The sequence below is a fragment of the Micromonospora sp. NPDC047707 genome (genome assembly GCF_040704235.1).
GTDB lineage: Bacteria > Actinomycetota > Actinomycetes > Mycobacteriales > Micromonosporaceae > Micromonospora.
Genome location: NZ_JBEYSU010000035.1, coordinates 35,923 through 61,954, shown reverse-complemented (window position 1 = coordinate 61,954; position 26,032 = coordinate 35,923). Strand labels below are relative to the sequence as shown.

Sequence of the window (26,032 nt, the reverse complement as noted above, 5' to 3'; positions counted from 1 at the left end):
TCAAAGATCGAGCGAGCTGGGCGATGGCCCGACGGTCACCGGTGCACTCGAACCAACATCAGCTCGAGTGAGACAAGGGTGCACCAATGAGCGGGCCGGACGGGCTGGTGATCCGCGACCTGCGGGTCAGCTTCGACGGTTTCACCGCCGTCGACGGGGTGAGCCTGGAGGTACCGCCCGGGGACATCCGGTTCCTCATCGGTCCCAACGGGGCCGGCAAGACCACCCTGGTCGACGCGGTCACCGGGCTGGCTCGGGCCACCGGCTCGGTGCGCTTCGGCGTACACGAGCTGCTCGGCCGGCCGGTACACCGGATCAGCCGCCTCGGGGTGGGTCGGACCTTCCAGACCGCGTCGGTCTTCGAGGAGCTGTCCGTCCTGCAGAACCTCGACATCGCGGCCGGAGCGCGGCGGAGCTGGGCGACGCTGGCCCGGCGGCGGCGCGGGGTGCCGGACGAGGTGGCCGCGGCGCTGGACACCGTCGGGTTGGCCGGGCACGTCGACCGGCTCGCCGGCACCCTCGCCCACGGCCAGAAGCAGTGGCTGGAGATCGGGATGCTGCTGATGCAGGACGCGAAGTTGCTGCTCCTGGACGAACCGGTCGCCGGGATGAGCCACGAGGAGCGCGACGCCACCGGCGCGCTGCTGGAGACGGTGAGCCGCGACCGCACGGTGGTGGTGATCGAGCACGACATGGACTTCCTGCGCCGCTTCGCCCGGACAGTCACCGTGCTGCACGCCGGCCGGGTGCTCAGCGAGGGCACCGTGGCGCAGGTGCAGGCCGACCCCCGGGTACAGGAGGTCTACCTCGGCCACCCGGTCGACAGCGGTTCGAGCGGAGGTGAGGCGTGATGCTGGCACTGTGCGGGGTGTCCGCCGGGTACGGCCACAGCCGGGTGCTGCACGGCGTCGACCTGGCGGTGCCCACCGACGGCGTGGTCGCCGTGCTCGGTCACAACGGGGCCGGCAAGAGCACCCTGCTGCGGGTGGCCGCCGGGCTGCTGCGTCCGCACGCCGGCACAGTCGAGCTGGACGGCGAGGACGTCACCCGGCTCGCCCCGCACCGGCGGGTGGCGCGCGGGCTGGCGTACGTGCCGCAGGGGCAGCAGTGCTTCCCGCACCTGACGGCGGGGGAGAACCTGCGACTGGTGGCCGACGGGCGGCGCGACGGCGCGGCAGCCACCGCCGACGCGCTGGACCTCTTCCCGGCGTTGCGGCCGCTGCTGCGGCGACGCGCCGGCCTGCTCTCCGGCGGGCAGCGGCAGCAGCTCGCCCTGGCCCGGGCCCTGATCACCCGGCCCCGGCTGCTGATGCTCGACGAGCCGACCGAGGGCATCCAGCCGTCCGTGGTGACCGAGATCCAGGACCGGATCGTCGGGCTCACCCGGCAGGCCGGCATCAGTGTGCTGCTCGTCGAGCAGCACCTGGGCTTCGCGCTGCGGGTGGCCGACCGCTACCACGTGCTGGAATCCGGTCGGGTGACGTCGGCCGGCGACGCCGGCGCCGGCGCGGGCGCCGCGGTCCGGGCCGCCCTGGCGGTGTGAGGGCACGGGTGTCGGGTCGCCCTCCGTGAGGTGCTCGTATCCTTTCGGCGAACCCCTTCGGAACGCGCCGGCCCGGGCCGGCGCGCCCCGGCACCGGCTTCGCGGACGAAAGGACACGGTGTGAGCACCGAGACGTTGGAGTTCCAGGCCGAGGCCCGTCAGCTGCTCCAGCTGATGGTCCACTCGATCTACTCGAACAAGGACGTCTTCCTGCGGGAGCTGATCTCGAACGCGTCGGACGCGCTGGACAAGCTGCGCCTCGCGTCGCTGGTCGACAAGGATCTCCAGGTCGACACGTCCGACCTGCACATCGCCATCGAGGTCGACAAGGCGGCGCGCACCCTGACGGTGCGGGACAACGGCGTCGGCATGTCCCGGGACGAGGTCGTCCAGGTGATCGGCACGATCGCCAAGTCGGGCACCGCCGAGCTGCTGCGCAAGCTGCGCGAGTCGACCGACGCCGGCGCCTCGCAGGAGCTGATCGGCCAGTTCGGCGTCGGCTTCTACGCCGCGTTCATGGTCGCCGACCGGGTCGAGCTGGTCACCCGCCGGGCGGGGGAGACCGGCGGCACCCGCTGGGAGTCGACCGGCGAGGGCACGTACACGATCGCCCCGGTCGAGGACGCGCCGCAGGGCACCGCCGTCACCCTGCACCTCAAGCCGGCCGACACCGACGACAACCTGCACGACTACACCGCCGAGTGGACCATCCGGCAGATCGTCAAGCGGTACTCCGACTTCATCGCCCACCCCATCCGGATGGCCGTCGAGCGGCCCGGCGCGGACGGCGGCGAGCCCACCACCGAGGTGGCCACCCTCAACTCGATGAAGGCGCTGTGGGCGCGGCCCCGCGACGAGGTCGAGCCGGCCGAGTACCACGAGTTCTACAAGCACGTCAGCCACGACTGGGCCGACCCGCTCGAGATCGTGCACATGCGGGGTGAGGGGACCTTCGAGTACGAGGCGCTGCTCTTCCTGCCCTCGCACGCCCCGCTCGACCTGTTCGCCCCGCAGGGCCGGCGCGGCGTGCAGCTCTACGTCAAGCGCGTCTTCATCATGGACGACTGCGAGGCGCTGATGCCGGGGTACCTGCGCTTCGTCAAGGGCGTGGTCGACGCGCACGACCTGTCGCTGAACATCTCCCGGGAGATCCTCCAGCAGGACCGGCAGATCCAGGTCGTCCGTCGTCGCCTGGTGAAGAAGGTCCTCGCCACCGTCAAGGACCTCAAGGCCAACCAGCCGGAGAGGTACCGCACCTTCTGGGCCGAGTTCGGCGCCGCGGTCAAGGAGGGCCTGATCGACGACACGGAGAACCGGGACACCCTCCTGGAGATCCTGTCGGTCGCCTCGACCCACCACGCCGCCGAGCCGACCGACCTCGCCGGCTACGTCGGCCGGATGAAGGACGGCCAGACCGACATCTACTACGCCACCGGCGAGAACCGCGCCACCATCGAGAATTCGCCGCACATGGAGGCGTTCCGCGCCAAGGGCTACGAGGTGCTGCTGCTCACCGACCCGGTCGACGAGGTGTGGGTGGAGCGGGTCGGCGAGTACGACGGGAAGACGCTGCGCTCGATCGCCAAGGGCCAGGTCGACCTGGACACCGAGGAGGAGAAGAAGGAGGCCGAGGCCGAGCGGGAGCGACAGCGCGCCGAGTACGCCGACCTGCTCACCTGGATGAGCGGCGCCCTCGCCGACCAGGTCAAGGAGGTCCGCCTGTCGTCCCGGCTGACCACCTCCCCGGCCTGTGTCGTCGGCGACGCCCACGACCTCACGCCCACGCTGGAGAAGATGTACCGGGCGATGGGCCACGAGGTGCCCCAGGTCAAGCGGATCCTCGAGCTGAACCCGGCCCATCCGCTGGTGAGTGGCCTGCGCAAGGCTCGCGAGCAGGGCGGCACCGAGGAGTCGCTGACCGAGACCGCCGAGCTGCTGTACGGCATGGCGCTGCTCGCCGAGGGCGGGGAAGTGGCCGACCCGTCCCGGTTCACCCGGATCCTCGCCGAGCGCCTCGCGCGTACCCTCTGACCGGCGGCGGGGGCGCCGCGATGGCGGCGTCCCCGGCGTCAGGTCGCGGCGCTCCGCCGGGACGCCATCCACCAGCCGGCCGTCGCCACGACGGCGACGGCGCCGCTGAGCAGGAACGGCGCGACCAGGCCGGCCCGGGCGGCGAGCACGCCCCCGGCGAGGGCCCCGAGGGCCGTGCAGCTGTAGGTGAGCGTGCGGGAGGCGGCCACGACCCGGCCGAGCAGCCCGTCGGGTACGAGCCGCTGCCGGAGCGACAGCGCGGCGACGTTGAGGACGGCGAACGACGCGCTGGTGGTGACCACGACGACGACGGCCGCGACGCGGTTCGGGGCGACGACCAGCAGGACGGGAACGCCGCCGGTGAGCGCCAGCGTCGCCGTCAGGACGTGCCGGTGCCGGAACCGGCGGAGCACCCGGTCGGCGACGAGGGAGCCGGCCAGCCCGCCGGCCGCGCCGGTGGCGAGCAGCAGGCCGAAGCCGAGCGCGCCGAGGCCCAGGCTCTCCCGCGCGTACAGGACGAAGATCGCGAACCAGGCGGTGTCGGCGGCGGCCACCGCCGCGCCGACGACCACCAGCTCCGCAGCATCGGCTGCCGGACGAGCCAGCGCAGCCCGGCCAGGACGCCACCGGTCGTCCCGTCGGCCTTCCCGGCCGGCCGTCGGACCAGCGTCAGCGGCAGGGACAGCACCAGCATGACGGCCAGCGCGAGGGAGGCGCCGTTGGCCGCGAACGGCAGCGCGGCCCCGACGACGAACAGCAGCGCCCCGACCGGCGGGCCGACGAACTCGTTGCCGACGATCTCACCGGCGACCAGGCGGCCGTTCGCCTTCTCCAGGTGCTCGTCGGCCACCAGGCGCGGCACGGCGGTCTGCGCGGCCGTGTCCCGGAGCGTCTCGCCGACGCCGAGCAGGAAGGCGGCGGCCACCACCAGCGCGATCGTCGCCCACCCGGTCGCGACCGCCACGGCCAGCGTGGCCAGGACGACCACGCGGCCGGCGTCGGCGGCGGCGATGACCGCGCGGGCACCCCGGCGGTCGGCCAGTGCGCCGGCGAGCAGACCGGTCACCAGCCAGGGCAGGAACTGTGCGGCGGCCACCGCCGCCACCGCGACCGGGTCGTCGCTCAGCGCGGCGGCCAGCAGCGGGAACGCCGCCACCCGGATGCCGTCACCCAGGTTCGCCAGGGCGGCGGCGGTCCAGAACGTCCAGAAGGGGCGGCCCAACGACCGGTCAGCAGCCATGGCGGTGACTGTACCGGCGCGTCTGGTCCGATCGTCCCGGCCAGCAGCGAGCCGAGCTGGTCGGGCGTCACCAGGTCAGGTCTGGGACGGGCGGCAGCCCGAAGGCCGCGGTCCGCGTGCCCCGGAGGAGGCGTGGACCGGATCGGGCGGCCTCCGTGACCAGCATGGGAATCACGCCGGTTGGGTAACACCGGCGGGCATGAGCACGAGTACGGCGGGGCGCGCCGCAACGCCGACCGGGACCGGCGTCGGCACGGTCGCGGTCGTCGCGCACCGGAAGAAGAGCCTCGGGGGCGGCCTGGACGCCCTGCGCGCCGACCTGATTGCGGCGGGCGTCGACGACCTGATCTGGTACGAGGTGCCGAAGAGCCGCAAGGCGCCGAAGAAGGTGCGCAAGGCGCTGAAGAAGGGTGCCGACCTGGTCTTCGTGTGGGGCGGTGACGGGATGGTGCAGCGCTGCGCCGACACCCTCGCCGGCACCGGCACGCCCATGGCGATCCTGCCCGCCGGCACGGCGAACCTCTTCGCCGCGAACCTGGGCATCCCGGAGAACCTGCCGGAGGCCGTCCGGATCGGTCTGCACGGCCCGCGTCGCGCCCTCGACCTGGGGAAGCTCAACGGCGAACACTTCGCGGTGATGGCCGGCGCCGGCTTCGACGGCGACCTGATCCGGGAGGCCGACCGGAAGCTCAAGGGCCGGCTCGGCCGGATCGCCTACCTGTGGACCGGGCTGCGGCACGTACGGGGCGAACTGGTACCCACCCGGATCACGGTCGATGGCGCCGAGTGGTTCGACGGCGAGGCGAGCTGCGTGCTGTTCGGCAACGTCGGCACGATCACCGGCGGCATCCCGGCGTTCGACGACGCCCGCCCGGACGACGGCGCCCTGCAGGTCGGGGTGTCGACCGCGAACGGTGCGGTCGACTGGGCGCGGACGCTCGGCCGGATGGCGGCCGGCCGCTCCGCGGAGTCGCCGTTCGTGCGCATCACCCGGGGCCGCCGGGTGCAGGTCAGGCTCGCCGCGCCCCGGACGTACGAGCTGGACGGCGGTGCCCGGGGTGCGGTGACGAAGCTCAAGGTCCGCGTGGTGCCCGGCGCGCTGACCGTCTGCTGCCCGGACGCGTCGGAGCGGTGACGTCGCCGGCGGCGGATCGTCGTCGGTGCGGCCGGTGGCCGGCAGCCAGAGCGCAAGGTGCTCGCGCGGCCGGGGGAGCGGACCGGGTGCCCTACCATTCGGGGAGTGTCGACCGTCGATCCCCCAGCCGTGCTCGACACGGTCTGGCAGCAGCAGGGTGTGTGGTCCCGGGCGGCGGACGCGGCGCGGCGACGGATCGTCCGGGGCCGCCGTCTGGTCGCCGCCCTGACCGTGGTCGCCGCCGTGGCCGGCACCGCCGCCGCACAGCTCGGCGGCGTGCACCTGGCGGCGAGCCGGGCGTTGGCCATCATCGCCGCCGCGGCGTTGGGCCTCGTTCCGTTGGCCGCCCGGCCGACGGCCCGTGAGCCGGTGCAGGTCTGGACGCGGCTGCGGTCGGTCGCCGAGTCGCTGAAGGCCGAGGTGCACCGCCACCTCGCCGGGGTCGCCCCGTACCGGGGGCCGGACCGCGACGCGGTGCTGCTGAGCCGCGTGGACGCGATCGTGGACGAGGCGGGTGACCTGGTCGGGCACACGGTCGACGTCGCACCGCGGTCCCGACCCCTGCCGGAGGTGTCGGACGTCCCGTCGTACCTGCTGCGGCGGGTGGACCGGCAGGTCGAGCGGTACTACCTGCCGGAGGCCCGCCGGACGGGCGCCGCAGCCCGCCGGGTCCGGGTGGTCACGACGGGCCTGACCGCGGCCGGCGCGGTGCTCTCCGCGGTGGTCGGCGTGCTCGGGGACGGGCTCGGCCTCGCCGCGTGGGTGGGCGTCGTCGCCACGGTGACGACGGCGGTGGTGGGGTACGGCGCGGCCCAGCAGTACGAGCACCAGCAGATCGAGTACGCGCGCACCGCCGACCAGCTCGTCCGGCTGCTCCGCGCCCGGCGGGACGGGGACGGCTGGGCCGACGACGACGCGGTCGTGGCCGAGGCGGAACGTCTCATCGCACTGTCCAATGAGGTCTGGATGGCGAGAACCCTTGAAGAAGATGGCGTACCGCGCCGCTGAGACTACTCGGCGTGTTGTAGACTCATCGACAGTTGTCTAGGGCCGCCGTCCCGGGTGGCTCCCGCTGACCCACAAGTCCGATGGGGGGACTCACGTGGATCGCAACGCAGGCCGGTCGACGACCACCGCTCCGCTGGCCGATCTCCGGCACACTCCGCTCGGCAAGATTCCGCTCTCCCGCGCCCGCACCGTGGCGCTGCCCGACACCCGCACCGTGGACCAGCCGGCCCGCGTCGATGTCGCAGCCTTCGGCTCTTCGATCTGAGGCCGGTGAGCCCGCGACGCCCGGACGGCCCGCGTCGGCCGTAGCGCTGAGTCAGTTCGTTCTCAAGATCGTCAGCCGGTGCGACCTGTCCTGCGACCACTGCTACGTCTACGAGCATCCCGACCAGTCCTGGCGCCGCCAGCCGCACACCATGGCGCTCACCACGGTGGCCGCCGCCGCCCGGCGCATCGCCGAGCACGCGGTCGCGCACCGGCTCGACGCCGTGCGGGTGGTGCTGCACGGCGGTGAGCCGCTGCTCGCCGGCGCCGCCGGGCTGGCGGCCACCGCCGCCGAGCTGCGCCGCCGGCTCGACCCGGTGACCCGGCTGGACCTGCGCATGCAGTCCAACGGCGTGCTGCTCACCGAGGAGATCGCCGAGGTGCTCGTCACCCACGGCGTCGCGGTCGGCATCTCCCTCGACGGCGACCGGGTCGCCAACGACCGCCACCGCCGGTACGCCTCGGGCGCGAGCAGCCACGCCAAGGTGCTGCGGGCGCTGGCGCTGCTGCGCCGCCCCGAGTTCCGGCCGTGCTACGCCGGGCTGCTCTGCACAGTCGACCTCGCCAACGATCCCGTCGCCGTCTACCGGGCGCTGCTCGCCGAGGACCCGCCGCACATCGACTTCCTCCTGCCGCACGCCAACTGGGAGCGCCCCCCGCCGCGCCCCGCCGGCGTCCCCACCCCGTACGCCGACTGGCTGCTCGCCGTGCACCGGGCCTGGACGGCCGACGGGCGACCGGTGCCGATCCGGCTGCTGGATTCGCTGCTGGCCACCGCCGCCGGCGGCGTCACCCGCACCGAGGCGGTCGGGCTGGCCGCCGCCGACCTGGCGGTCGTCGAGACCGACGGCAGCTACGAGCAGGTCGATTCGCTCAAGTCCGCGTACGACGGTGCGCCGGCCACCGGCCTGGACGTCTTCACCCATCCGGTCGACGTGGTCGCCGCCCACCCGATGGTCGCCGTCCGGCAGGCCGGGCTCGCCGGCCTCTCCGCCACCTGCCGCGCCTGCCCGGTGGTCCGCCAGTGCGGCGGCGGCCTGTTCGCCCACCGGTACCGTCCGGGCACCGGCTTCGACAACCCCTCGGTCTACTGCGCCGACCTGGCCCACCTGATCGAGGGCGTCACCGGCGGCCCACCCTCGCCACCGGCCCGCCCGGCCGGGTCCGCCGCGATGCCGGCGGCATCGGCCGGTCCGGGTGGTCCGGATGCGGCGATGCCGCCGGCATCGAGTCGATCAGCGGCGGGCGACCGCGTCGACCAAGCCGCCGACCGCGCCGACCCGGCCGCCGACCCGGCCGCCGAGCCGGCCGACGACGACGGCGGCGGGCCCGACGTGCTGGCCCCGGAGGTGCTCGACGACCTCGGCACCGGCCACGGCACCGACGCCTCGGTACGCCAGCTCGCCGCCGTCCACCTGGCCAAGACCCGGGCGTTGCTGGTCGCGCTCAGCCCGGCCACGGCCGGGCACCCGGTCGCGGCGGCGGCCTGGGAGCACCTGGTCGACCTGGACGTCACCGCGCCGGGGGCGGTACGGGACGTGTTGGGCCACCCGTTCGTCCGCCGCTGGGCGCACCGGTGTCTGGAACGGCCGGCGCTGGCCGACGTCGCTCGCCTCGCGGCGGTGGCCGCGGCGGCGGCGGTCCGCGCGAATGCCCGCGTCGACCTGGACGTGCCGGTCCGCGACGGCGTGCTCGCCCTGCCCACGCTCGGGGCGCTCGCCCTGCCGGAGCTGCCCGGTCCCGTCCTGCTGACCACGGTGGACGGGGGATTCCGGGTGCGCGGGGCCGGGCGTTCCGTCGACGTCCGGCCCGGCGAGGAGACATCCGTCTGGCGCCCGGTGCGCCGCGCCGGCGCAGCCGACGTGCTGATCGAGGACACCGACCCGTACCGGGACAGCTACCAGGATCTCGTGGTCGCGCCGCGGCTGGCCGCCGACGCCGCCGCCCGGTGGGCCGCCCACCTCACCGCGGCGGTGGGCCGGATCGACGCCGAGGCGCAGGCGTACGCCCCCGGGGTGCGGGCGCTGCTGCGCGCGGTCGTCCCGGCGCGGCCGGACCGGCGGGGCCGCCAGCGCAGCGCCGCCGCCGCGTCCGCCTTCGGCGCCGTCGCCGTCACGCCGGTCCCCGACGACGCGGCCCTCGCCGTGCTGCTCGTCCACGAGGTGCAGCACCTGAAGCTCGACGGGGTGCTCGACGTCTGCGAACTGGTCGACCGGTGGGACTCCCGGCTGCTCACCGTGCCGTGGCGGGACGACCCGCGTCCGGTGGAGGGCGTGCTGCACGGCACGTACGCGCACCTCGGCGTCGCGGACGTGTGGCGCCGGCGGCCGGGCGCGGAGGCCGCCGCCCACCACCGCCGGTACCGCGACTGGACCGACGGCGCGCTCGACGCCCTGCTCGGGCTGGGGGTGCTGACACCGGCGGGGGAGCGGTTCGCCGCCCGGATGCGCGCCACGGTGGACAGCTGGTCATGACCGTCGGGCGCGCCGGGCTCGCCGCCGACCTGCGGGCGTTGGGCCTGTCGATCGGCGCGACCGTGCTGGTCCACGCGTCGCTGCGCCGGATCGGGCCGGTGGCGGGCGGCCCGGCGGCCGTGCTGGCCGCCCTCTGCGACGTGCTCGGCCCGGCCGGGACGGTGGTGGTGCCGACGCAGACCGCCGGCAACTCGAACACGTCGCCGGCGTTCCGCACCGCCACCGCCGGCCTGACCGCGCGCGAGGCGGCCGAGGTGGAGGCCCGGATCCCGCCGTTCGACCCGGACCGCAGCCCGTCCGAGGGCATGGGAGCGTTCGCCGAGCACGTGCGACGGCAGCCCGGGGCCGTGCGCAGCCGGCACCCGCAGACGTCCTTCGCGGCGCTCGGCCCGGCCGCCGCCGCCCTGACCGTCGTCCACGACCTGGAGTGCCACCTGGGCGAGCGGTCCCCGCAGGCGGCCCTGTACGCCGCCGACGCCCTGGTGCTGCTGCTCGGCGTCGACTACGCCACGTGCACGGCCTTCCACCTCGCCGAGTACCGCCTCGACCCACCGCCCGCCTCACGTCCGTACCGCTGCTACGTCCGGGACGAGGCGGGCCGCCGGGTCCGGCGCGACTTCCTCGCCCTCGATCTCGACGACTCCGACTTCGCCCGGATCGGCGCGGCGCTGGACCGCCGGCCGGAGGTGCGGCGCGGCCGGGTCGGCGCCGGCACCGGCCGGCTGCTGCCGGTGCGTGCGGCCGTCGACTTCGCCGGCCGGTGGATGAGCGGGCACCGGACACGAGGGCGGCTCCGGGTTTGCCACTGCCGATACTGTGGTGCCGCGGGAGTGTCCCCTTCGGACGGGAGCGGCGGGTGAGCGAGGAGGAGTTCCGGGTCGACCCGCGCGCCCCCGTGTTCTTCCTCAGCTACGCCCGGGCCAAGCAGCGGCCGGCCGAGCCGCCCCGGGACACCAACCAGAAGGTGTTCCAGCTCTACGTCGACCTCTCCGACCACGTGTCGGAGCTGCTGGGCCTGCCGGCGGGCAGCACCGCCGGCTTCCTCGACCGGGTCCTCGACGGCGGCCAGGTGTGGGCGGACGACCTGGCCTTCGCCACCGGCCACTGTCAGGTCTTCATCCCGCTGATCTCCCCGCAGTACCTGCGCAGCGTCTGGTGCGCCCGCGAGTGGAACGCGTTCGTGCGCCGCCGGCAGGTGCGCCGCCCGGACGCGCGGGCGACCCCGGGGGAGCGGCCGATCATCCCGGTGAACTGGTCGGTGATGGGCCGCCGTCACCTGCCGGACGCGATCCGGCGGCGGCAGATGTTCTCCCCGACCGGGCTGCCGCCGGACATCGCCCCGCAGTACCAGCAGGAGGGCATCTACGGCCTGCTCAGCCTGGGCCGCAACGGCAAGGACGCGTACGACGCGGTGGTGTGGCGGCTCGCGCAGCGGGTGGTGCGTGCGGTGGACACGCACTGGGTCGAGCCGTACGTGTCGCGCATCGAGGAGCTCGGCGAGGGGTTCGAGGAGGCCGGCGATGAGCTGGACTGACACCAGCGGCTCCCGCGCCGGCCGGGAGACGTACTTCTTCCTCAGCTACGCCCATTCGGTGCCGCTGTCGGCGGCGGCCCGTCCGGACACCGACTACTGGGTCAGCCGGTTCTTCCAGGACCTGCACGCCGCCGTGCAGCGGGGCGCGCGCCGCGCCGGCGACCTCGACATCGGGTTCTTCGACGGGCTCGTGGCCCCCGGCGCCGACCTGAAGCAGGCGCTCACCGACGCGCTCAGCCTCACCCACGTCTTCGTGCCGCTCTACTCGCCCAACTACTTCAGCAACGCCTGGGCGGTCGGCGAGCGGGCCGCCTTCCGGTCCCGGCTGGGCCTGCTGCCGCCGGCCGACGCGGGCCGGCACATCCTGCCGGTGCTGTGGATCCCCTTTCCGCCCTGGGACGACCGGCCGGAGATGGCCGAGGCCGTGGAGCTGGTCGGCGGCCCCGCCGAGTACGCGGAGAACGGGCTGCGGGCACTGTGCAAGCTCAGCGCCTACCGGCGGCAGTACGACCTGGTGCTCAGCGCCCTCGCCGAGCGGATCATCGCGGTGACCGAGACCGCGCCGCTGCGCCGTTCGCGGGCCGCCCCGCTGGGCGCCGCCCGGGTGGAGGACCGTGGTGACCCGGCGCTGGTCGTCACCGCGCTCGCCGGGCCGGACGGGCGGCAGTGGCGGCCGTTCGCCGGGCGGCACGTGCTGACGATCGCCGACTACGTGGCCGCCACCGCGCAACGGTTGGGGCTGCCGACCCGGGTCGTCGAGTTCGCCGGCGCCCGCGACCACGCCCCGGACAGCCCGACCGTCCTGCTGATCGACGCCGAGCTGGGCGCGGCGGCGGTCCGGGAGGCGGTCGCCGGGCTGCCGCGCTGGGTCGTGCCGCTGGTCGTGGCCGGCGCCGACGCCGCACCCGGGGGGGCGGCCCGGGCGGCGGGGGCCGACGAGATCGACGCCGCGCTGCGCGAGGCCCGGTTCCCGGAGGTGCGGCCGGTCCACGGCGTGGACGAGTTCGAGCGCAGCGCGCCGCTGCTGGTGATCGAGGCACGGAAGCAGTTCCTCCGGCACGGCCCGCTCTACCCGCAGGACACCCCGGGCGCACCGCGGCCCAGCCTGCGCCCGACCGACCCATCCGACCAGCGGCGACGAGGAGAGGACCGATGACGGAACGGCGCGACGGTCAGGTCGTCACCTTCTACTCGTACAAGGGCGGCACCGGCCGCACGATGGCCCTGGCGAACACGGCCTGGATCCTGGCCGCGAACGGCCAGCGGGTCCTCGTCGCCGACTGGGACCTGGAGTCACCGGGGCTGCACCGGTTCTTCACGCCGTTCCTCGACCACGAGCAGGTCGCCTCCACCGGCGGCGTGATGGACCTGATCGTCGAGTACGAGTGGGCGAATTTGAAGCGCCGCCGGGAGGCGGAGGCCGCCGGGCTCGCCGAGCCGGTGGAGTCCCGGCCCAGCGACTGGCACCGCCACCTGGCCAAGGTGCAGAAGTACGCGTTCTCCGTCAACTGGGAGTTCCCCGGCGGCGGCAGCCTCGACCTGCTGCTCGCCGGCCGGCACAACCCGGACTACGCGAGCAGCGTCACCGGCCTGAACTGGGACAACTTCTACAACCGGCTGGGCGGGGCGCTGTTCTTCGACGCGCTGCGCGAGGACATGAAGCGCCACTACGACTGGACGTTGATCGACAGCCGCACCGGCATCAGCGACGTCGCCGAGATCTGCACCATCCACCTGCCGGACGTGCTGGTCGACTGCTTCACCCTGAGCGACCAGGGCATCGACGGCGCCGCCACGGTCGCCGCCCGGGTCCGCGGCTACGAGGGGCGGCGGGCCCGGCGGGTGCTGCCGGTGCCGATGCGGGTGGACGAGGGGGAGAAGGGCAAGGCCGACGCCGGCCGGGCGGTGGCGATGCAGCGCTTCGCCGGGCTCCCCGGCGGGATGACCGACGCCGAGCGGCGCGAGTACTGGCTCACCGTCGAGGTGCCCTACCGGGCCTACTACGCGTACGAGGAGACCCTCGCCACCTTCGGCGACATCCCGGGCGGCCGCACCACCCTGCTGTCCGCGTACGAGACGTTGACGGGTCACATCACCGGTGGCCGGTTCGCCGCGCTGCCGCGGATGGACGAGGCGCTGCGCCGGCGTACCGTCGCCCGCTTCGAGCGCAAGCCGGCCGTGGCCGACGAGCTGATCGTGCTGCGACACGTCCCGGAGGACCAGGCCTGGGCGGAGTGGGTGCAGGCCGTGCTCACGGCCGTGGACCTGCGGGTGGCCACGGCGGCGGTGGACGACCTGTCGCCGGTGCGGGCCGGCACGGTGACCCGTGACGTCACGCTGGTCTCCCGCTCCTACCGGGCCGCACACGACGAGCAGGTCGATCCGCGCCGGTCGGGCGCGGCACTGATCGTGTACGTGGACAGCACCACCCCCTCGCCGGACGCCCCGATCGGCAGCTGGGTGTCGCTGCACGAGCTGGCCGCCGAGGAGGCCGTCGACCGGCTCGTGCAGCTGGTCGGGGTGACCCCGCCGCCCGGCCACGGCCGTCCGGTGGTGCGCGCCGCCCGCTACCCGGGCTCCCGGGCGCCGGTGTTCAACCCGCCCAGCCGCAACCTGCGGTTCACCGGCCGGGAGGAGCTGCTGCGCCAGCTCCGGGAGGAGCTGAAGGCCGCCGGCAGCATCGGCATCCCGGTGGCGTTGCGCGGTGGTCCGGGCATCGGCAAGACGCAGCTGGCGATCGAGTACGCGCACCGCTTCCGCGGCGCGTACGACGTCATCTGGTGGGTCCAGGCGGACCCGCCGCAGTTCGTCGACGTCCGGGTGGCCGACCTCGGCGCCGAGCTGGGCCTGCCCCGGCAGCCCACCATCCCGGAGATGACGCGGGCGGTGCGGCAGCGGCTCAGCCGCCCCGAGCGCCGCCCGGACGGCGGTCCGCCCGAGCAGTGGCTGCTCGTGTTCGACAACGTCGACCAGTACGAGCACGTCCGCGACTACCTGCCGCAGGGCGTCGGGCATGTGCTGGTCACCACCCGCAACCCGGACTGGGGCGACCTGGCCCGGGCGTTGGACGTCGAGGCGTTCCAGCGGGCGGAGAGCGTCGCGCACCTGCGGGCCCGCGTCGGCGAGCGGTCGATCACGGAAGGTGAGGCGGAGCAGGTCGCCGACGCGGTCGAGAACGTGCCGATCTTCGTGGCGATGGCCGGCGCGTGGCTGGCCGACACCGGCACCCCGGTCGCCGACTACCTGACCGGCCTGGAGCGCACCGGCCCGGCGGAGGACATCTGGGACTTCTCCCTCCAGCGGTTGCGGGAGGGGTCGGCGGGCGCGTACCGGCTGTTGCAGCTCGCGTCGGTGCTCGCCCCGGAGATCTCCCTGGAGCTGCTCTACAGCGACCAGGTCGCCAAGGTCATCGCGGCGCACGACCCGGTGGTGGCCGCCCGGGTGGCCGACCGCGTCTCCGAGCGGGACATCGCCGCCGCGCTCGTGCAGCGCATCAACCGCCTCGCCCTGGTCAAGGTCGACCTGCACGCCCAGCAGGTCCAGGTGCACCGGCTGCTCCAGGCGGCGCTGCGCGCCCGGATGACGCCCGACGAACTGGCCGGCGTGAAGCAGGACGTGCACCGCATCCTCGCCGGCTCCCGCCCGTCCGGTGAGGTGGAGGACCCGGCCGCCCAGGCGCGGCTGCGCCTGCTCTGGCCGCACCTTGACGGCGCCGACGCGCTCTCCTCGCCCGACGACGACGTGCGTCAGCTCATCATCGACCGGATCCGCTACATCTACCTCAACGGCGGGTACGCGCAGGGCCACCGGTACGCCGAGCAGGCCGACGCCGCCTGGTCGCGGCTGCTGGCCCAGCTCGCCCGGGACACGCCGGACCACCGGGCGTTGCAGGTGCAGCTGCTGCACCTGCGGTTCAACCGGGCCAACCTGCTGCGCGGCCTCGGCCGGTTCGACGACGCCCGCCGTCTCGACGAGGAGACGCTCGGCGCGCAGGAGAAGCTGATCGGGTCCAGCCACCCGTACACCCTGATGACGGCGGGCGGCTACGGTGGCGACCTGCGGGCCATCGGCCGCTACTCGGACGCGCTGGAACGGGACCTGCGCACGTACGCCGCCTCGGTGGAGGTGTTCGGCGAGGACCACCGCCGTACGCTGACCGCCGCGAACAACCTGGCCGCGTCCTACCGGCTGATGGGTGACTTCCGGCGGGCCCTCGACGGCGACGAGGCCACCTACCGCCGGCTGCGGGTGGTGCTCGGGCCGGACCACCCGCGCACCCTGCTCACCGCCAACAACCTGGCGCGGGACCTGCGGGAGGCCGGTGACTACGAGGGGTCGGTGGCGTTGCTCCAGACGGTGGTGGCCGGGTACCGCAACCTGTTCGGCGACCAGTCCCGCAACGTGCTCACCGCGCAGACGAACCTCGCCGCGTCGCTGCGCAGCACCGGCGAGATCGCCGAGGCGGCGCGGCTGCTCGACGACGCGTACGAGCATCTGCTCACCGGGTTCGGGCCGCTCAACCCGGACACCCTGTTCAGCCGCCTGTCCCGCGCGGCGAACCTGATGCTGCAGGGCGAGGGGGAGCGGGCCCGCCTCGAGCTGACCGAGACCGAGGAGCAGTTCGCGCAGGTCTTCGGCGAGGGGCACCCGTACGTGCTGGTGTGCCGCAACAACCGCAGCGTGGCGATGTGGGACGCCGGTGAGGTGGTGCCGGCCCGGGAGCTGGCGGCGCGGACGGCGGCGGCGGTCACCGCGGCGCTGGGCGGCACCCACCCGCTGACCATGGCGGTCGCCAACAACCTCGCCGTCTTCACGATCCTGCACGGCGAGCTGGAGGCCGGGCGGGAGCAGCTGCGCATCGTCGTCGGCCGGCTGCGCGAGACCCTGGGTGAGGACCATCCGGACACGCTCCGCGGGCGGGGAAACCTGGCGGTCGCCGAGCAGACCGCGACCGGCGGCGCCGGCAGCATCGAGCGGATGCGGCTCGCGGACCGGCTGGCGAACCGGATCGGGCAGCACCACCCGAGCGTGGTGAACCTGCGGGAGGGACGGTACGTGCGGCGGGTGCTCGACCCGCACCCCTACTGACCGGGACGGGCCCCGATCAGCAGGTCGCGGCTCACCGCCACCGCATCGTCGTCGGCGGTGAGCCAGCGCAGGATGCGCGGCAGCTCCTCCATCGCGTCGAAGTGCGCCGCGTCGGCCTGCACCTCCAGCTCCGCGCCGGGGATGCGGGACGCCAGCCAGTGGGTGTGGCCGACCGGGGCGAAGGTGTCCTCGGCGCCGTGCCAGAGCTTCACCCTGGTCGTCGACGTGTCGATCAGGCCGAGGTCGAACTTCCAGTCCCGGCGGAGCGCGAGCACGTCGTCGATCCACCCGTACGGGCCGGCGCGTAACGCGTCCTCGAAGGTGTCGGCGAGCATTCTCCGCAGCGCCGGATCCCGCACCGCCCGCCGGTCCGCCATGGTCATCTGCGCCATGAGGTCCTCCAGCAGGTGCCGCGGGTCCTCGCTGGCCCGCTGCGCCCGGCGGCGGATCTCCTCCACCACGGCCGACGTGTCGGAGCGGCCGGCGCCGAAGCCGTTGAGGTTGTCGTCGTTCATCCCGGCGAACCAGTCCAGCTCGGGCGCGTCGGACGGGGCGAACCCGACCAGCGCCGCCACGCGGGTGATCCGGTGGCGCAGCGCCGGGTCGGCGGCGCAGGCGAGGGCGTGCGGACCGCCGCCGGACCGGCCGGCGACGGCGAACCGGGGCAGTTCGAGATGGTCGGCGATGACCTCCACGTCGCGTGCGGCATCGGCCACGTCGCGGCCCTCGACCCGGTCGGACCCGCCGTAGCCGGGACGGTCGTAGGTGATCAGTTTCACGCCCAACCGGTACAGAACGATGCCGCGCGGTTTCGGCCCCTTGCGGCTGCCCGGTGTGCCGTGCATCAGGAAGACGGGGTGTCCGTCCGGCGCACCCGAGACCTCGAACGCCAGTCGCTTGCTGTCCGCGCGATAGGCGAATTCGGTCCCAGGCTCCCCTGCTCGGCCCACTCCAGCCTGCCTTCCGGTGCTGCTGACCAGCGAATATCCGTCACGTCGGCCCAGAGCGAAGATGATTGATCGGCGGTGAACGACTCCACTCGGCAGTTGAGCCTAACGGTCCGGCCGGTCACGCCGCCATCCGCCAGTTCGACAACCCGCCGGATCTGTCGGAAAGGACACCGTCAGGGCGGTCCGTGATGGAACTTCCATCGGCCCGTCCCCCGATCGATTCCGGTCGACGGCCGGGCTGCGTCGTCGCTGGTCAGCGCGGCGTCAGGCGGCGGCGCCGGTGCGGCTCGCCGGCGCCGGAGCGGCCGGGCGCAGCTGGCGCGCGGGCACCGGTGACCATCCGGTCAGCGCGTCGTCCGACCGGTCGGCCGGGGCGGTCGCCGGCCGCTGCTCGGGCGACGCCTGGGCCACCTGCAGCGCGCGCTGGGCGTTCTCCCAGGCGGCGCAGGGCCAGCCGTGGCCGGCGCAGAGCAGGTTGACGCAGTCGGCCCCGCCCTGGTCGGGCTGGTGCGCGTCGGCCACGTCGAGGGCGAGCCCCCACAGCAGCGGGTCGGTCACCTCGTCCGGGCGGTCGTGGCGGTCAGCCCGGTCGTGGCTGGTGTCGGACATGGTGCGGCCCCCCTCATGAGCTGGTACTGACCCTACCTTCACCCGTTACCGGCACCCGTAAACGGGCAGGTCGGCGCGGCGGGTCACGGCCGGCCGGACCGGGCGGGCGTCCCGGGGCTGAGGGCGGCGGGCCGGGTCGTGCGTACGGCCACGGTGGCAACCGCCATGATGGGCCGGTGAGGATCCTGTCCATCCAGTCGTCGGTGGCGTACGGCCACGTCGGCAACTCCGCCGCCGTCTTCCCCCTCCAGCGTCTCGGGCACGAGGTCTGGCCGGTGCTGACCGTGCACTTCTCCAACCACACCGGGTACGGCGCGTGGCGCGGGCCGCTGCTCGCGCCGGCCGACGTCGCCGAGGTGATCGCGGGCATCGCGGACCGTGGGGTCCTGGGGGACGCCGACGCGGTGCTGTCGGGCTACCAGGGCGACCCGGCGATGGGTGCGGTGATCCTCGACGCGGTGACCCTGGTGAAGGCGGCCAACCCGGACGCCGTCTACTGCTGCGACCCGGTGATGGGTGACGTCGGCCGTGGCATGTTCGTCCGGCCGGGCATCCCGGAGTACCTGCGGGACGTGGTCGTCCCGCGCGCGGACATCATCACGCCGAACCAGTTCGAGCTGGACTTCCTGGCCGGCCGTACGACCACGTCCCTGGACGAGGTGCTGGCGGCGGTGGACGCGGTGCGGGCGACCGGGCCGCGGCACGTGCTCGTCACGAGCGTGCTCCACGGGGACGTGCCGGAGGGGTCGCTGGAGATGGTGGCCGTGTCCGACGAGGGCGCCTGGGCGGTGACCACACCGCTGCTGCCGATCAGCCCGAACGGCGGCGGCGACGTCACCGCGGCCCTGTACCTCGCGCACCTGTCGACGGCCGCCTCGCCCGCGACGGCCCTGGAGCGCACCACGTCGTCGATCTTCGCCGTTTTCGAGGCGACACTCGCGGCGGGCACCCGGGAGCTCCAGCTGGTCGCCGCCCAGGACGCGATCGCCGACCCGCCGGTGCGATTCCCCGCCCGGCGGCTGCGCTGAGGCGTGACGCCGGCCATCGACGCGCGGAGGCCACCTCCCCCGACGGGCAGGTGGCCTCCGTGGCCGGTCAGCCGGCGCGGCAGGACGACAGCACGCCCACCACGCCGACCCCCGGCCGCTTCAGGGGCAGCTTCGTGGACGCCGCCGGGCAGCGCGGCACCGTGATGTCGTGGATGCCCCGGCCGAACGTCGCCGCCGTCAGCTGGCGGGTCGGCTCGTGCCACCGCAGGTACATGACCGCCGCCTTCGGCAGGTCCGCGCCGAGCGTCGCCCACTCGCCGCCGTTCCACGCCGACACGAACACACCGACGTCCGTGCCGACCAGCAGCAGCCCGTCGGCCGTCGGGACCACCGAGTTGACCGGCGCGTCGGGCAGCCCACGCCCGATGTCGGTCCAGGTCCGGCCACCGTCACGGGTCAGCATCACGTGCGGCCGGTCGCTGCCGGAGCGGAAGCCGGAGAACGTCGCGTACGCGATGTTCGCGTCGGTGGGATGCACCGCGACGCGGGTGACCCAGGTGCCGGGGAGCTGGGCCGGGTCGACCTCGTTCCAGCTCCGGCCGAGGTCGTGCGTCCACCAGAGCTTGCCGTCGTCGGTGCCGGCGTACAGGGTGTCGCCGTCGGTCGGTGCGGCCGCGATCGTGGTGATCGTGCCCCACGGGTAGCCGGCCGGGTCGTTGGGGCCGCCGCCGGTGAGGTCGGGGCTGATCGCGGTCCAGGTGCGACCGTTGTCCGTCGACCGGTTGACGATGTTGCCGGCGTAGTACATGACGTTCGGGTCGCTCGGGTCGAACTGCAGCGGGGTGAGCCAGTTGCGCCGCTGGGAGGTGGTCTGGCCGGCGCCGATCGGCGCGCGCGGGCTGGCGCCGGCGTTCTCCGACCGGTAGCAGGAGCCGTACTGGCTGCACCCGAAGACGATGTTCGGGTTCTCCGGGTGAATGAGCGTCTGGAGGCCGTCACCGCAACCGATCGGGTCCCACGGCCCGCCGGCGCCGTTGTAGCCGCGGTTGCAGCCGTTGTCCTGCGTGCCGCCGACCTTCAGGCGCGGGTCGGTCTGCGCCACGTCGACGGTGTAGAACTGGGTGTACCGCTCGTCGGTGGCCTTCACCCAGCTACCGGCGCCGTTGGCCTCGGAACGGTAGAAGCCGCCGTCGTTGCCGAGGTAGACCCGGCCGGGCACCTTCGGGTCCCAGCGCATGGCGTGCTGGTCGGCGTGGACGCCGCCGACCGGGGAGAAGCTCTGCGCGCCGTTGGTGGAGCGCATGAGGTTGACGCCCATGAGGAAGACGTGGTTCTGCTCGGCCGGGTCGACGAAGAGCTTGCCGAACCACCAGCTGAACGTCGACTGGGACGCCTGCCCGGCGGTGACCGGGGTCTGCGTCCAGGTGTCGCCGCCGTCGTCCGAGCGGTAGAACGCCCGGAACGGGCCGAGGGCGGTGCCCACGTACGCGTACAGGCGCTTCGGGTTGCTCGGGGCGAGCGCCAGGCCCCAGCGGCCCTGGTCGGCGTCGGTGGGCAGGCCGGTGGTCATCCGGGCCCAGGTCCGTCCACCGTCGTCGGAGCGCCAGAGGCTGGAGCCGGGGCCGCCGTAGGTGCGCTGGTTCGGCTCGCGCAGGTGGTCCCACATCGCCGCGTACACCCGGGCGGGGTCGCTCGGGTCGATGAGGACCTCGGTGGCGCCGGTGGTCGCATTCGGCGGGACCAGGACCTGCCGCCAACTGTCGCCGCCGTCCTCGGTGAGGTAGACACCGCGCTCGCCGCCGGGGACGAACAGGTTGCCGCTGGCCGCCGCGAAGATCCGGTCCTCGTTGCCCGGGTCGATCGCGAAGCGGGCGATGGCGTGGCTGTCGGCCAGGCCGACCCGCTCCCAGGTGGCGCCCCGGTCAGTGGAGCGGTAGACACCGTCGCCGCCGAAGGTGATGGAGCCGCCGCCGGGCTGGGCCTCGCCGGTGCCGGCGAAGAGGACGCCGTCGCTGGTCATGGCCACCGCGCCGATCGCCTGGCCCCAGCCGTCCGGCCACACCGAGGTGAAGGTGGCGCCGGCGTCGCCGGACCTCCACACGCCGCCGGAGGCGGCGGCGACGAACACCTGGTCGGGCACCTGCGGGTCCACCGCGATGTCGACCACCCGGCCGCCGATGTCGGTGGGCCCGAAGAAGGACCAGTCCCGTTCGGCCAGCGGCCGGTAGACGCTGCGGGTCCGGGCGGCGAGCTGGTTGGCCTCGCCGCGGGCGCGGGCGTACTTGGCGGCGGACAGGTCGGTGCTGCCGTCGCTCATCCGCTGAGCGGTCATCCACTCGTCGGGGAGTTCCATGGGGCCGGTGGGGGAACTCGTGGCCAGCGAGGGTTGCGCGGGCGGTGGCGGGCTGGACGACGCCGTCAGCGCGACCGTGGCGGTCAGCGCCAGCAGCGCCGTCGCCGTCAGCCCGCGACGACTTCGGGCGAGGGTGAGGGTCATGGGGCTCTCCTGTCCGTACGCGGACGGTCCTGTCTGCGCACGCTAGACAGCGCATCGGTGAACGTCACCGATCATCTGTCGGGAAACGGGCCGGCCGGTTAGGACAGGTGTCGAGGCCGTCAGCCGGTGCGGAACTCGGGGAGGCCCGCGTCGTCGGAGTCCGGGGCGACCATCGCGGTGAGCGTGGTGCCGTCGGCGCAGAGGGCGGTGGCCCGCAGGTACATGCGCCGGTCGCGTGCCCGCGCGAGGACCTCGGTCTCGAAGATCTCGTCCTCGATGCGCAGCAGGTCGACGTCGGTGCGCTGTTCGTAGTGGGCGCGGACGTCCAGCGGGGACATCCGGACGGTGGCTTCCACACTGGTCAGCGCGCCCTGCACGACCACGCTGGTCACCCGGGCCCCGTCGGGCAGGACGAGGCCGGGCACGTCCGCGGCCACCTCCGGCTCCTGGTCCAGCGGCACCCGGTCGCAACTCGGCAGGTTGGCCAGCAGGTCCCGGTTGCCACCGGCCGGCGCCTCCGCCGTGCCGCCGCATCCGGCCAGCACGGCGAGGACGGCGACGGCACCGAGGGCCCGGAGTCTCATGGGCAGCAAGGATGTCACGGTCAGCGCAGCACCCGCCACCGCCGGACGGCGAGCAGCAGGCCGGTGATGATCACGGCGGTGACCAGCATCAGCAGGATGGTGAGCAGCGAGCCGTACGCGAACCCGGAGAACTCGAAGACCTGGTCGAAGATGTAGACGGGCAGGTAGAGGGTGGCGTTGGCGGGCCGGCCGTCGGTGAGCACGTACGCCGGCACGAAGTTCACCTGCAACGTGAGGACGGTGTCCCGGACGGCCAGCAGCAGCAGCACCGGCGCCAGCAGCGGCAGAGTGATCCGGCGCAGCTGCCCGAACGGCCCGCACCCCTCCAGCGCCGCCGCCTCGTACAGCCGGCCGTCGAGCAGCCGGCGGGCGGCGAGGACCACGACGAACCCCTCGCCGATCGGGAACGCCAGCATCAGCACCACGCCCACCCGGGCGGTGGTCGGGTCGGCGAGCCAGGTGAAGCCGGGATGCCCGAACAGGCCGAGCACCTGGTTGAGCGGCCCGTACAGCGGGTTGAGCACCCACAGGAACAGCACCGCGAGCGCCACGTCGGGGATGACCGTGGGCAGGTAGACGGCGGTGCGGAACCAGCGGCCGCCGGGGCGCGGGGCGGCGAGCAGCAGACCGAGCCCCACCGCGGCGAGGAACCGCACCGGCACCGCGAGCGCCACGTGGACCAGCGAGGCGCGCAGGCTGTCGAGCAGGAACCCGTCGTCGAGCATCCGCCGTACGTTGGCCAGCCCCACGAACCGCGGGTCGCGGGTCAACCCGGTGTGGTCGGTGACCGCGTAGCCCACGTTGAGCAGCGCCGGCACCGCTACCAGCAGGGCCACCGCGACCGCGTACGGGGCGAGGAACGCCCAGCCGGTCAGCGGCGGCCGGGGGCGGCTCACCGGCGCCGCCCGGTGGCCGCGTCGAACCGGTGCAGCCGGTCGGCGCGCAGCCGCACGTCGTCGCCGGGGGCGACGCCCGGGCGGGGGCCGGTGCGGACGGTGAGCCGGGTGCCGTCCGGGCAGCGGGTCAGCAGGATCGCCTCGCTGCCCAGCGCCTCGACCGCCTCGACGGTCGCGGCCACCGGTCCGTCGCCGTCGAGCGTGAGGTCCTCCGGGCGTACGCCGAGCGTCAGGCCCGGGTCGCCGCCGAGCACGCCGCCGCCGCTCACCAGGTTCATCGGCGGGCTGCCGAGGAACCCGGCGACGAACGTGTCGGCCGGCTCGTCGTACACCTGCTGGGGTGGGCCCACCTGCCGGACGCGCCCGTCGGCGAGGACGACCACCCGGTCGCCGAGGGTCATCGCCTCGTGCTGGTCGTGCGTGACGTGGACGGTGGTCGTGCGCAGTTCCCGGTGCAGGGCGAGCAGGTCGGCGCGGGTGGCGAAGCGCAGCGGCGCGTCCAGGCTCGCGAGGGGCTCGTCGAGCAGGTAGACGCTGGGGTCGCGCAGCAGCGCCCGGGCCAGCGCGACCCGCTGCCGCTGCCCGCCGGACATCTGGTCGGGGTAGCGGTCCAGCAGGTCGCCGATGCCGAGCCGCTCGGCGGCGGCGCGGGCCCGCCGGTCGGCCTCGGCGCGCGGTACCCGGCGGACGCGCGGCCCGAACGTCAGGTTGCCGTGGACGGTGAGGTGCGGGAAGAGCGCGTAGTCCTGGAAGACCATCGCCACCGCCCGCCGGTGCGGCGGCACCCCGGCCACGTCCACGCCGTCGACCAGGACCCGGCCGCCGTCCGGCCGGTCCAGGCCGGCGATCAGCCGCAGGATCGTCGACTTGCCCGACCCGGACGGCCCGACGAGGGTGACCAGTTCCCCGGCCCGCACCTCCAGGTCGACGCCGTCGACGGCGGTGGTCCGCCCGTACGAGCGGGTCAGCCCCTCCAGCCGGATGACGCCACGTAGCCCGCTCACTTGCCCACCGGCAGGGTGAACAACGGGCGGACGGTCGTCTCCAGCCGGCGCAGCCCCTCCTCCCGGTCGACCCGGCCGTAGAACACCTCCTCCAGCAGCACGTCCGCCTCCTTCTCGACGCGGGCCCAGGTGGCGGTGCGCGGGGTGGCCCGCAGGTGCGGCTCGGCGTCGAGGTAGACCCGCGACGACCGCGGCGGCTTCGCCGGGTCGAGGAACGCGGGGGAGCCGGCGACGTCGAGTCGGGACGGGACGGTCCGGCCGGACTCGGCGAGCGTGCGCTGCCCGGTGGCGCCCATCGCGTACTCGATGAACCGCCACGCCGGGCGGTGGTCCGGCAGGCCGGCGCTCATGCAGTACGCGTCGCTGTGCAGGATGGACGCCGGTACGCCGCCGGGGGCGACCGGCAGCGGCGCCGCGTCCCAGGTGAAGCCGTCGATGGTGCGCAGGGTCGGCACGGCGACCCGGCTGCTCAGGTACATGCCGAGGGTGCCGCGCAGGAAACGCGCCTCGCTGGACTCGCTCTGCTCCTCGGCGTCCGGCGGCACGACCCGGTGTCGCAGTTGCAGGTCGAGGAACCAGTCCACGGCCTTCCGGGTGGCCGGGTCGCCGCGCAGGGTCAGCTCGGTCGGCCGGGTCGGGTCGTCGACCAGTTCACCCCGGTTGGACCAGACGAAGGGTGCGAGCCGGGCGATCGACGGCTCGACGCCCACCCCGTACCGGCCGTCGCGGGTGAGCGCCTTCGCGGCGGCGAGGAGGTCGTCCCACGTCCAGCCGGCGGCCGGCGCCGGGACGCCGGCGGCCCGGAACAGGTCGGCGTTCCAGTAGACGACCAGCGAGGACAGGTTCTGCGGCAGGCAGGTGAGCGCCCTGCCGTCGAACCGGAACGCGTCCAGGGCCCGCGGGCTGAAGTCGCTCTCCTGGATCGCGCTGCTGGCGTCCAGGTACGACTGCACCGGTTCGATCGCGCCCTGCGCGGCGAACTGCCCGTACCGGCGGTAGTTCAGCAGGAAGACGTCCGGCGGCCGGCCGCCCGCGAACGACGTGGTGAGCCGCGCCATCAGCTCGTCCTGGGTGGCCACGGGGGAGAGGGTCACGTCGACGTCCGGGTTGGCCGCGGTGAAGCCGGCGACCAGGGTGCGGTAACCGGCGACCTCCTCGGCGTCGCCGAACAGCACCACGGTGATGCCGGCCCGGTCCTCGGCGGCACCGGAGGTGCACCCGCTGCCGAGCAGCAGCACGGAGGCCAGGGCCGCGCACGCGCGTCGCCACCTGGGGGTCATCGGCGTCCTTTCGCTCGGAGTGCGGCGAGGGGGTCGTCGGACAGCAGGATCCGCTGCGCCAGCAGGAACACCAGCACGCACGGCGTGGTCGCGACCACGCAGCCGGCCATCAGCAGCGGCCAGTCGGTGGGGTTGAGCAGCAGCAGGAACCGCAGCCCGAGCGGCCACGTGTAACGGTCGCCGCTGGTCAGGTACAGCAGCGGGTCGATGAAGTTGGCCCAGTGGAAGGTGAAGGCGAGCACCGCCACGGCGAGGGTCGCGGGCTTGACCTGCGGCAGCGCCAGCCGCCGCCAGATGGTGAGCCATCCGGCGCCCTCCAGGCGGGCGGCGTGCAACTGGCTGTCCGGTACGCCGCCGAAGCTCCACGCGTACAGCAGGACCAGGAACGGGCTGACGGCGAGCAACGCCGGGGCCAGCAGCGGCAGGTACGTGTCGACCACCCCGGCCAGCCGGAACAGCTCGAAGCGGGTGGCCCACACGGCGGTGACCGGCACCAGCAGCAGCGCCAGCAGCCCGAGCAGCGCCCGCCGGCGGGCCGGGCGGGGCAGCAGCCGCAACCCGAAGCCGGTCAGCGACGCGACCAGCACGGTCAGCGGGACGGCCAGCGCCACGACCAGCGCGGAGTTCGCCAGGTAGCGGAACAGCGGGACCAGTTCCGGCAGGCGCTGGTACGCGGCCGTCGTGGGCTCGGCCGGCCACAGCTCCAGCGTGCGGGGCGGTGGGGAGCCGGCGGGCCGCAGGGAGCCGACCACCATGAACCACAGCGGGGCGGCGAACAGCGCCGCGACGAGGGCGGGCACCAGGTACCGCCCGAGCCACCGCCCGGCCACCGCACCACCCCCTGTCGTTCGGGTTTCGCCGAACCTACGAACCCCGCCGACCCGGGGTCATCGGGCACCTGTCGAA

General features: G+C 74.3%; 20 protein-coding genes and 1 pseudogene. 12 read left to right on the top strand and 9 right to left on the bottom strand.

Annotated elements, in window-relative coordinates; genetic code table 11:
• Positions 1-86: 86 nt before the first annotated feature.
• From urtD to htpG, 3 genes are all read left to right on the top strand, one after another.
• On the top strand, positions 87-851 hold the full coding sequence (gene urtD, locus AB0873_RS26925; RefSeq protein WP_366603122.1) for an urea ABC transporter ATP-binding protein UrtD: 765 nt from the start codon (positions 87-89) through the stop codon (positions 849-851).
• Complete coding sequence (locus tag AB0873_RS26920; RefSeq protein WP_155331950.1) at positions 851-1,543, top strand: ATP-binding cassette domain-containing protein; 693 nt, start codon at positions 851-853, stop codon at positions 1,541-1,543. The genes urtD and AB0873_RS26920 overlap by 1 nt, the downstream gene beginning before the upstream one ends.
• A 120-nt stretch (positions 1,544-1,663) precedes the next feature.
• A complete protein-coding gene (gene htpG, locus AB0873_RS26915) occupies positions 1,664-3,574 on the top strand; it encodes a molecular chaperone HtpG (protein WP_366603120.1) in 1,911 nt (636 codons plus the stop codon).
• A 38-nt stretch (positions 3,575-3,612) separates the two neighbouring features.
• Here the strand turns inward: htpG and AB0873_RS26910 are convergent.
• Positions 3,613-4,814 (bottom strand): annotated as a pseudogene (locus tag AB0873_RS26910) (MFS transporter).
• A 199-nt stretch (positions 4,815-5,013) separates the two neighbouring features.
• On the opposite strand from AB0873_RS26910, the gene AB0873_RS26905 reads away from it, so the two are divergent.
• The 8 genes from AB0873_RS26905 to fxsT all read left to right on the top strand — a co-directional run bounded on the left by AB0873_RS26905 (position 5,014) and on the right by fxsT (position 16,317).
• Entirely contained in the window at positions 5,014-5,949 is a 936-nt protein-coding gene (locus AB0873_RS26905) for a diacylglycerol kinase family protein (protein WP_366603119.1), read from the top strand.
• 105 nt (positions 5,950-6,054) lie between these two features.
• A complete protein-coding gene (locus AB0873_RS26900; RefSeq protein WP_366603117.1) occupies positions 6,055-6,957 on the top strand; it encodes a DUF4231 domain-containing protein in 903 nt (300 codons plus the stop codon).
• 64 nt (positions 6,958-7,021) lie between these two features.
• Complete coding sequence (locus tag AB0873_RS26895) at positions 7,022-7,222, top strand: FXSXX-COOH protein (RefSeq protein WP_167999458.1); 201 nt, start codon at positions 7,022-7,024, stop codon at positions 7,220-7,222.
• A complete protein-coding gene (locus AB0873_RS26890; RefSeq protein ID WP_366603115.1) occupies positions 7,194-9,695 on the top strand; it encodes an FxsB family cyclophane-forming radical SAM/SPASM peptide maturase in 2,502 nt (833 codons plus the stop codon). Before AB0873_RS26895 ends, AB0873_RS26890 begins: the two co-directional genes overlap by 29 nt.
• Positions 9,692-10,555: an AAC(3) family N-acetyltransferase gene (locus AB0873_RS26885; protein WP_366603113.1), complete on the top strand. Its 864-nt coding sequence runs from the start codon at positions 9,692-9,694 to the stop codon at positions 10,553-10,555. The genes AB0873_RS26890 and AB0873_RS26885 overlap by 4 nt, the downstream gene beginning before the upstream one ends.
• On the top strand, positions 10,552-11,229 hold the full coding sequence (locus AB0873_RS26880) for a TIR-like protein FxsC (RefSeq protein ID WP_155331959.1): 678 nt from the start codon (positions 10,552-10,554) through the stop codon (positions 11,227-11,229). The genes AB0873_RS26885 and AB0873_RS26880 overlap by 4 nt, the downstream gene beginning before the upstream one ends.
• On the top strand, positions 11,216-12,385 hold the full coding sequence (locus tag AB0873_RS26875) for a TIR-like protein FxsC (protein WP_366603111.1): 1,170 nt from the start codon (positions 11,216-11,218) through the stop codon (positions 12,383-12,385). The genes AB0873_RS26880 and AB0873_RS26875 overlap by 14 nt, the downstream gene beginning before the upstream one ends.
• Positions 12,382-16,317, top strand: coding sequence for an FxSxx-COOH system tetratricopeptide repeat protein (gene fxsT, locus AB0873_RS26870; RefSeq protein WP_366603110.1), 3,936 nt, complete (start codon positions 12,382-12,384; stop codon positions 16,315-16,317). Before AB0873_RS26875 ends, fxsT begins: the two co-directional genes overlap by 4 nt.
• Here the strand turns inward: fxsT and AB0873_RS26865 are convergent.
• Together AB0873_RS26865 and AB0873_RS26860 are read right to left on the bottom strand one after the other, a co-directional pair.
• On the bottom strand, positions 16,311-17,267 hold the full coding sequence (locus tag AB0873_RS26865; RefSeq protein ID WP_366603108.1) for an alpha/beta hydrolase: 957 nt from the start codon (positions 17,265-17,267) through the stop codon (positions 16,311-16,313). The genes fxsT and AB0873_RS26865 overlap by 7 nt on opposite strands.
• A 264-nt stretch (positions 17,268-17,531) precedes the next feature.
• Positions 17,532-17,876 carry a hypothetical protein gene (locus AB0873_RS26860; protein WP_366603106.1) on the bottom strand — a complete coding sequence of 115 codons (345 nt, stop codon included), beginning with the start codon at positions 17,874-17,876 and terminating at the stop codon, positions 17,532-17,534.
• Positions 17,877-18,052: 176 nt separating this feature from the next.
• On the opposite strand from AB0873_RS26860, the gene pdxY reads away from it, so the two are divergent.
• Entirely contained in the window at positions 18,053-18,904 is an 852-nt protein-coding gene (pdxY, locus tag AB0873_RS26855) for a pyridoxal kinase PdxY (RefSeq protein ID WP_366603104.1), read from the top strand.
• Between the two features lie 67 nt (positions 18,905-18,971).
• On the opposite strand, the gene AB0873_RS26850 is transcribed toward pdxY, so the two are convergent.
• The 6 genes from AB0873_RS26850 to AB0873_RS26825 all read right to left on the bottom strand — a co-directional run bounded on the left by AB0873_RS26850 (position 18,972) and on the right by AB0873_RS26825 (position 25,956).
• Entirely contained in the window at positions 18,972-21,362 is a 2,391-nt protein-coding gene (locus tag AB0873_RS26850) for a glycosyl hydrolase (RefSeq protein ID WP_366603102.1), read from the bottom strand.
• Between the two features lie 119 nt (positions 21,363-21,481).
• The gene (locus AB0873_RS26845) at positions 21,482-21,946 is read right to left on the bottom strand and encodes a hypothetical protein (protein WP_366603100.1); all 465 of its coding nucleotides are present in this window, start codon (positions 21,944-21,946) and stop codon (positions 21,482-21,484) included.
• 20 nt (positions 21,947-21,966) lie between these two features.
• Positions 21,967-22,842 (bottom strand): sugar ABC transporter permease, encoded by an 876-nt coding sequence (locus tag AB0873_RS26840; protein ID WP_366603098.1) that lies wholly within the window; start codon positions 22,840-22,842, stop codon positions 21,967-21,969.
• Positions 22,839-23,846, bottom strand: coding sequence for an ABC transporter ATP-binding protein (locus AB0873_RS26835; RefSeq protein ID WP_155331966.1), 1,008 nt, complete (start codon positions 23,844-23,846; stop codon positions 22,839-22,841). Before AB0873_RS26835 ends, AB0873_RS26840 begins: the two co-directional genes overlap by 4 nt.
• On the bottom strand, positions 23,843-25,126 hold the full coding sequence (locus tag AB0873_RS26830; RefSeq protein WP_366603096.1) for a sugar ABC transporter substrate-binding protein: 1,284 nt from the start codon (positions 25,124-25,126) through the stop codon (positions 23,843-23,845). The genes AB0873_RS26835 and AB0873_RS26830 overlap by 4 nt, the downstream gene beginning before the upstream one ends.
• The gene (locus tag AB0873_RS26825) at positions 25,123-25,956 is read right to left on the bottom strand and encodes a carbohydrate ABC transporter permease (protein WP_366603094.1); all 834 of its coding nucleotides are present in this window, start codon (positions 25,954-25,956) and stop codon (positions 25,123-25,125) included. The genes AB0873_RS26830 and AB0873_RS26825 overlap by 4 nt, the downstream gene beginning before the upstream one ends.
• Positions 25,957-26,032: the final 76 nt, after the last annotated feature.